The organism is Sphaerospermopsis kisseleviana CS-549 (genome assembly GCF_028329225.1).
Taxonomy (GTDB): domain Bacteria; phylum Cyanobacteriota; class Cyanobacteriia; order Cyanobacteriales; family Nostocaceae; genus Sphaerospermopsis; species Sphaerospermopsis kisseleviana.
The window spans coordinates 1-6,833 of the sequence record NZ_JAQMTI010000193.1; the positions used below are offsets into that span (position 1 = coordinate 1).

General features: G+C 37.4%; 7 protein-coding genes. 6 read left to right on the plus strand and 1 reads right to left on the minus strand.

Annotation, left to right across the window (positions count from 1 at the left end; translation table 11 throughout):
• Positions 1 to 121 precede the first annotated feature (121 nt).
• The 6 genes from ispF (at position 122) to argH (ending at position 6,225) form a co-directional block, all read left to right on the plus strand.
• Positions 122 to 604, plus strand: coding sequence for a 2-C-methyl-D-erythritol 2,4-cyclodiphosphate synthase (ispF, locus tag PN497_RS15680; protein WP_096566848.1), 483 nt, complete (start codon positions 122 to 124; stop codon positions 602 to 604).
• 19 nt (positions 605 to 623) lie between these two features.
• Entirely contained in the window at positions 624 to 1,187 is a 564-nt protein-coding gene (locus PN497_RS15685) for a hypothetical protein (RefSeq protein WP_096566850.1), read from the plus strand.
• 38 nt (positions 1,188 to 1,225) lie between these two features.
• A complete protein-coding gene (locus tag PN497_RS15690; protein WP_096566852.1) occupies positions 1,226 to 1,525 on the plus strand; it encodes a hypothetical protein in 300 nt (99 codons plus the stop codon).
• Between the two features lie 37 nt (positions 1,526 to 1,562).
• Positions 1,563 to 3,350, plus strand: coding sequence for an ABC transporter substrate-binding protein (locus PN497_RS15695; RefSeq protein ID WP_096566854.1), 1,788 nt, complete (start codon positions 1,563 to 1,565; stop codon positions 3,348 to 3,350).
• Between the two features lie 211 nt (positions 3,351 to 3,561).
• Positions 3,562 to 4,356 carry a nickel pincer cofactor biosynthesis protein LarB gene (larB, locus tag PN497_RS15700; RefSeq protein ID WP_096566856.1) on the plus strand — a complete coding sequence of 265 codons (795 nt, stop codon included), beginning with the start codon at positions 3,562 to 3,564 and terminating at the stop codon, positions 4,354 to 4,356.
• A 486-nt stretch (positions 4,357 to 4,842) separates the two neighbouring features.
• The gene (gene argH, locus PN497_RS15710; RefSeq protein WP_096566858.1) at positions 4,843 to 6,225 is read left to right on the plus strand and encodes an argininosuccinate lyase; all 1,383 of its coding nucleotides are present in this window, start codon (positions 4,843 to 4,845) and stop codon (positions 6,223 to 6,225) included.
• Positions 6,226 to 6,420: 195 nt separating this feature from the next.
• On the opposite strand, the gene PN497_RS15715 is transcribed toward argH, so the two are convergent.
• Positions 6,421 to 6,591, minus strand: a complete 171-nt coding sequence (locus PN497_RS15715) for a hypothetical protein (protein ID WP_187039505.1) — start codon at positions 6,589 to 6,591, stop codon at positions 6,421 to 6,423.
• Positions 6,592 to 6,833 lie beyond the last annotated feature (242 nt).

A 6,833-nucleotide genomic window follows, 5' to 3' on the forward strand; every position in this document is an offset into this window, starting at 1 on the left:
ACTGGTGACTGGTGACTGGTGACTGGTGACTGGTGACTGGTGACTGGTGACTGGTGACTGGTGACTCCTGACTCCTGACTCCTGACTCCTGACTCCTTGATCTCCTGAACTTCTATTTTTTATGAACATCAGAATTGGTAACGGCTACGATATTCACAGATTGGTGAGCGATCGCCCTTTAATTTTGGGTGGTGTTCACATTCCCCATGAACTCGGTTTGTTAGGACACAGTGATGCTGATGTTCTCACTCACGCCATTATGGACGCTATGTTAGGCGCTTTATCTTTAGGAGATATTGGCCATTATTTCCCCCCCAGTGATCCCCAATGGAAAGGCGCTGATAGTCTTGTGTTATTAAAACAGGTAAATCAGTTAATTATTGAACAAGGTTGGAAAATCGGCAATATTGATTCTGTTGTTGTTGCAGAACGTCCCAAATTAAAACCCCATATTGCTACAATGCGAGATAAATTAGCAGCAGTGTTACAACTAGAACCAAATCAAGTTGGTGTCAAAGCTACTACTAATGAAAAATTGGGTCCCACTGGCAGAGAAGAAGGTATTTGTGCCTATGCTGTAGTTTTGTTAGTGGCTGGTGATTAGTTAATAGGAGGATGAGAAAATGTTTAGTTTAGATAAACCTGAAGAATTAGTTAAAATCAGACTAATTTCTAATATTTGGAATAATCAAGTTGATTCACCAGAAAAAATAGAAAGTTTATTTCAACTACCTTCTCCAGATATTATTGTCTTAGATCAAAATCAGCAAATTGCATTATTAGTAGATATCACAACGCAAGAAATTCTGAAAAATCATGAAAATAATTTATCAAAAAATTTATCAAAAGTCAGCAACCTATATTTACAAAACTCTCAGGAAAACCCTAGATTTGCTATATTAGCAAATCTAACAGAAATTAAGGTTTTTAAATCTATTAAGGGCGTATTTGTCAAGCCGGAGATATCATTAAATACAGGAAAAATTCTCAGCCATTATGATTCAGAATTTGGCGAGAAAACAATATTTAAGTTCTATTTGCAAACCCTCATAGTATCTTGGCTAAGAGATTTGACCTATCACTGGAAATCAGAAATACCACCTGCTTCTGAAGAATTAGAAAAAATAGGTTTATTAGCAAAGCTAAAAAATGGAGAAACATATTCACAAAACTATGAAGAAGAGTAGATAATTTATATTTAATTACCAGTACCAGGAATATAAAAATGACCATACTTTATATAGAAACTAACTTTTTAATATCTATTGCTAAAGGACAGGATGCACGAGCGGATAATTTGCTGTATAATCCACCTAAGTCTTTAAAAATATTTATACCCCATGTTTGTTATATAGAAGCAATTACAGTTTATAAATTAGAAAAGCAGGAAAAACTTAATTTTAAAAGAGATATGGAACTAAAAATTAGAGAAATTGCTCGCGATCAAACTTCTAATTATGCGCCCCTATTAGTTCAAAATCTACAACAAGCTATCATTACTAATGATGGCTTACTTACTAAATAGTATTTAGATTTTGTGGTTATATTTTGTGAAAAAAATTATGAAATTCAATAAAAACATTCTCAATCACACAACACGCCTTTTATTACTCATCACCATCCTGTCATTTACAGCATTATCAATCACAGGTTGTAACCCCAGCAACTTCAAAAGTAATGCAACTCAAAAAGTACCACAATTAGTCACCAGTATACTCAGCGATCCTAAAACATTTAACTATCCTCTTAGTTCCGAATCACCTAACATTTTCGGTTATACTTATGAAGGTTTACTCAATCAAAATCCTCTCACGGGTGAACTAGAACCAAATTTAGCTGAATCCTGGGAAGTTTCCGAAGATAAACTCAAAATTACCTTCACTTTAAAGGATAATTTAAAATGGTCAGATGGTAAACCATTAACCGTTGATGATGTCGTCTTTACCTATAACGATATTTATCTGAATAAAGACATCCCCACTAATGTGAGAGATATTTTGAGAATTGGAAAAGATCGCAAATTACCAACCGTGAGAAAAGTTGATAATAAAAGAGTAGAATTTAGTGTACCCGAACCTTTTAGACCATTCTTACAAAGTGCTGGTGCTGCTATTTTACCTGCTCATGTATTAAGAGAATCGGTAAAAACAAAAGATCAAGATGGTAAACCGAAATTTCTAACAATGTGGGGTGTAGATACTCCACCTGAGCAAATTATTGTTAATGGACCTTATAAACTAGAACGTTACGATACCAGTCAACGGATAATTTTCCGTCGTAATCCCTATTATTGGCGTAAAGATGCACAAGGTCAACCCCAACCTTATATTGAGCGTATTATTTGGCAAATTGTTGAATCTACAGATACATCTTTACTGCAATTTCGTTCTGGTGGGTTAGACTTTGTAGGGGTGACACCTGATTATTTTTCTTTGCTCAAAGCACAAGAAAAACAAGGTAATTTCCAAATTTATAATGGAGGTCTTTCATCAAGTACAAGTTTCATTTCTTTCAATTTGAATAAAGGTAAAAGAAATGGTAAACCCCTTGTTAATCCGATTAAATCACGTTGGTTTAATAGTGTGGAATTTCGTCAAGCTATAGCTTACGCAATTGATCGAAAAACCATGATTAACAATACTTTTCGTGGTTTGGGACAAATGCAAAATTCGCCGATTTCTGTGCAAAGTCCTTATTATCTCACTCCAGAACAAGGATTAAAAGTTTATAATTACAATCCTGAAAAAGCTAAGGAATTACTACTCAAAGCTGGTTTTAAATACAATGCACAAAATCAATTAGAAGATGCACAAGGAAACCGGGTGAGATTTGCTTTACTTACCAATGCAGGTAATAAAATCCGTGAAGCAATGGGTTCACAAATTAAACAAGATTTGAGTAAAATAGGTATTCAAGTTGATTTCACACCTTTAGCATGGAGTACTTTTTTAGATAAACTTTCTAATACTTTAGATTGGGAAGCATCGTTGTTAGGTTTAACAGGTGGTTTAGAACCCAATGAAGGTGCAAGTGTTTGGTCTCCTGAAGGTGCTTTACATATGTTTAATCAAAAACCCCAACCAGGACAAAAACCAATTCAAGGTTGGGAAGTTGCACCTTGGGAAGCAAAGATACATCAACTTTATATTCAAGGCGCTCAAGAATTTGATGAAGCGAAGGTGAAAGAAATTTATGCTGAAAGTCAAAAAATAACACAGGAGAATTTACCCTTTATTTATTTGGTAAATCCCTATTCTCTAGGAGCGGTAAGAAATAAGTTTGCAGGAATTAAATATTCTGCTTTGGGTGGTGCTTTCTGGAACATTCATGAAATTAAAATTACAAAGTAGGTGACAGGTGACTGGTGACTGGTGATTGGTGATTGGTGACTGGTGATTGGTGATTGGTGATAAATAATTATCTATTACCCCATTCCCTATTCCCTATTCCCTATTCCCTATTCCCCATTCCCTATTCCCTATTCCCTATTCCCTATTCCCCATTCCCTATTCCCCATTCCCTATTCCCTATTCCCTATTCCCCATTCCCCAAAAAACTGCTGTGAGTCAACCTGAAAATTTAAAATCTCTATTAGAATCTGTTGCTAATGGTACAATTTCCCCAGATACAGCTTTTGAATCTCTCAAAGATTTAGCTTATGAATCTGTGGGTGAGTTTGCCAAAATCGATCATCATCGTCATTTAAGAACCGGTTTCCCCGAAGTTATTTGGGGTCCTGGTAAAACTCCTGAGCAAATTGCTCAAATTATGGAAGTGATGCGTCATCGTACTTCCGTAGTCATGGCCACTCGTATTCAACCAGATGTATATTCTATCCTGCAAAAAAAAGTCAGAGGTTTACAATACTTTGAATTAGCAAGGATTTGTGCGATTATTCCCCATGAAATTCAACCGCGTTTTCCTGGAGAAATAGGTATAGTTTCTGCTGGTACTGCTGATTTACCCGTCGCTGAAGAAGCTGCTATGACTGCCCAATTGTATGGTTTCCGTGTGCAGCGTCTTTGGGATGTGGGGGTGGCAGGTATTCACCGTTTATTAAATAATCGTCATTTGCTTAACTCTGCATCTGTATTAATTGTTGTGGCAGGTATGGAAGGCGCTTTACCAAGTGTGGTTGCAGGTTTAGCAGATTGTCCAGTGATTGCTGTTCCTACTAGCATCGGTTATGGTGCAAGTTTTGGCGGTTTAGCTCCTTTATTAACAATGCTTAATTCTTGTGCAGCAGGTATTGGTGTGGTTAATATTGATAATGGCTTTGGTGCAGCGGTGTTAGCAGGACAAATTTTGCGAACTTCCGAGAAATTACGCTTGGCATCGGATCAAGAGTTAGGTTAATACAGTGAAAACTGCGTATAATTTCGGTAACTGCTGATTGGATCAATTACTGCTAATTCAATAAGCTGATCACCCGTTTGGTAAAGAGATTATGGAATATTTGCATTTTCATGCTACACTGTTTTCCCTTTTGGGAAATATACACATTGATATTAACCTTGTAGCTACTTTGTAGCTACTTTGTAGCTACTAAGATACAAGACCCAGATGTTTTAGGATAGATGCAAAATGCTTGGAATAACTTTGTTAAAACAGGTCAAGTTTGGGCAATGTTAATTGGGATGGTTATCGGCTATATGTTTAAGAGTTTAACAAGTTACGGTTGAATGAATTTTAGATTTTAGATTTTAGATTTTAGATTTTAGATTTTAGATTTTAGATTTTAGATTTTAAATTTTAGATTTTAAATTTTAGATTTTAAATTTGGAATTGATATTCATTCAAAGTCTAAAATCACAAATTGTTATTACCTCTCCTTTCTAATTTATGACCGAAAAACAAACTTGGAGCCAGCGGTTTGAAACCGCTCTACATCCAGCGATCGCTCGTTTTAATGCCAGTATCAGTTTTGACATTGAACTCATAGAATATGACATCACTGGTTCTCAAGCTCATGCTCAAATGCTGGCTCACACAGGAATTATTTCCCCAGAAGAAGGAGAGCAATTAGTTACAGGTTTAGAACAAATTAGGCAAGAATACCGAGAAGGTAAATTTCAACCTGGTATTGATGCCGAAGATGTGCATTTTGCTGTAGAAAAGCGACTTACAGAAATTATTGGCGATGTCGGTAAAAAGCTACATACCGCCCGTTCTCGTAATGACCAAGTAGGAACAGATACAAGACTTTATTTGCGCGACCAAATTCAACAAATTCGCCGATATTTAAGGGAATTTCAAAAAGTATTACTAGATATTGCGGAAAACAACGTTGAAACCCTCATTCCTGGCTATACCCACCTTCAACGCGCCCAACCGCTGAGTTTAGCCCATCACCTCTTAGCATACTTGCAGATGGCACAACGGGACTGGGAACGTTTAGGAGATGTTTACAAACGAGTGAATATTTCCCCCTTGGGTTGTGGTGCTTTAGCGGGAACGACTTTTCCCATTGATAGACATTACACAGCAAAACTATTGCATTTTGATGATATTTATGCTAATAGCTTAGATGGAGTCAGCGATCGCGATTTTGCCATAGAATTTCTCTGTGCAGCGAGTATGATCATGGTTCACCTCAGCCGTCTTTCGGAAGAAGTGATCCTGTGGGCATCAGAAGAATTTCGCTTTGTCACCCTCAAAGATAGCTGTGCCACAGGTTCTAGCATCATGCCCCAAAAGAAAAACCCCGACGTACCAGAGTTGGTAAGAGGGAAAACAGGGCGGGTTTTTGGTCATCTTCAGGCCATGTTAGTAATTATGAAAGGTTTACCCCTGGCATATAACAAAGACTTGCAAGAAGACAAAGAAGGTATTTTTGATGCTGTGAACACAGTTAAAGCCTGTTTAGAGGCTATGACTATTTTAATGCAAGAAGGTTTAGAATTTCGACCCCAACGCCTAGCAGAAGCAGTAGCAGAAGACTTTTCTAATGCTACCGATGTGGCAGATTATTTAGCAGCGCGGGGAGTACCTTTTAGGGAAGCTTATAATATCGTTGGTAAAGTCGTGAAAACCAGTATCGCTGCTGGTAAACTGCTGAAAGATTTAACCTTGCAAGAATGGCAACAAATACACCCCGCCTTTGCAGAAGATATTTATGAAGCCATATCACCCCGTCAAGTAGTTGCAGCCCGTAATAGTTACGGTGGTACAGGCTTTGAGCAAGTTAAACAGGCGCTCATTGCTGCACGTACTCAAATTTTATAACAATAAATAGGTAATTGGTGATTGGTGATTGGTAATTGGGAAAAAAATAAACTGTTGCCTTCTGCCTTCTGCCTTCTGCCTTCTGCCTTCTGCCTCCTAAAAACAAGGGCGTACAGATAAAAATAAATGTACGCCCAAACATAGCAAATTAATTCCAGAGTAAATATTCAAAGAGTAAATATTCAAACAGTAAAATTAATCAGCAGCGTCCATTGCTGCTGCCCCTGTTTCTTCATCTTCACTCTTAGGTGGTCTTTGTTGGAACCGTCTTTGCATTCTTCCTGTCGTAGTCCGTTTACGAAACTTCCTGGCATAAGCCTGGTTCCGTAGCGCCTTTTCTTTTTTCGGGTTACGGCGCTTGGCCATATTCACCTCATGAATAAACAACAAAAAACCTACACTCAGGCAATATCCAGTTACCGATGTTATTGATACACTTTCAGCCTAGTGTAGAAATCAAAATAGTTGAAACAGTATCCTAGTCTACCTTATTTAATGGAGGTATGTCAAGCCGGATTGATCATAATTTTTCTTATGAGTCAGGAGTTTAAGGAGTCAGGAGTTCAAGGAGTCAGGAGTTCAAGGAGTCAGGAGTTCAAGGAGTCAGG